At 44.4% G+C, this 675-nt stretch carries 2 pseudogenes; both read right to left on the bottom strand.

What is annotated here, in order from left to right:
- A pseudogene (locus CIK04_RS28800) lies at positions 1-361 on the bottom strand (response regulator); the annotation flags it as partial.
- A pseudogene (locus CIK04_RS28805) lies at positions 354-675 on the bottom strand (sensor histidine kinase); the annotation flags it as partial. The pseudogenes CIK04_RS28800 and CIK04_RS28805, both read right to left, overlap by 8 nt.

Below are 675 nucleotides of genomic sequence, written 5' to 3' on the forward strand. Positions count from 1 at the left end.
AGCTCGTCACCGTACCAAGGTTTGGCGATATAAAAATCAAGGCTCGCATGGTTTACCGCTTCAACGGTATCTTCCAACCGGCTTGCCCGTCAACAGTACTTTCTCGCTTTGTCGCGTCGTTTCGTTGCGACTGAGTTCAATGAGAAAACTGATCCCCGTTTGTTCCGGCATGATGTGGTCGCACAGAATTAATGCCAATGGAACGTCTTCATCGTCATACTCTTCGATTGACATTTTTGGCTTCTGCTACTGACTCTGCGCCCTCGAGCACAAAATGATCTTCAAATGGCGATAAATCTTGAAGTACGCTATCGAGCACTTCTCGTTCGTCATCAACACATAAAATCAAGTATTTATTCATGGGATGCTCCTTCAGAAACCAGTGGTAACCAGATAGTCATACAGGTGTACTGCGCTGGAATGATCACTCGTATCATCCTCCGTGACTATGGATGATTTGATGGCAAATAGACAAACCAATGCCAAGACCAAAATTTCCCTCTTTTTTGGTGGTGTAGTTCAGTTCAAAAATCGTGGCTTGTTGCTCTGCAGGTATGCCACAGCCATTGTCTCTAAATGAAACCGTAACATAAGGTTTGTCATTGCGTGATTCAATTAGTGGTGATTTCGAGAGTACCATGTTCTGGCATGGCGTCGAGCGCATTTGAAATCATA

It is taken from the genome of Vibrio sp. 03_296, from assembly GCF_002265885.1.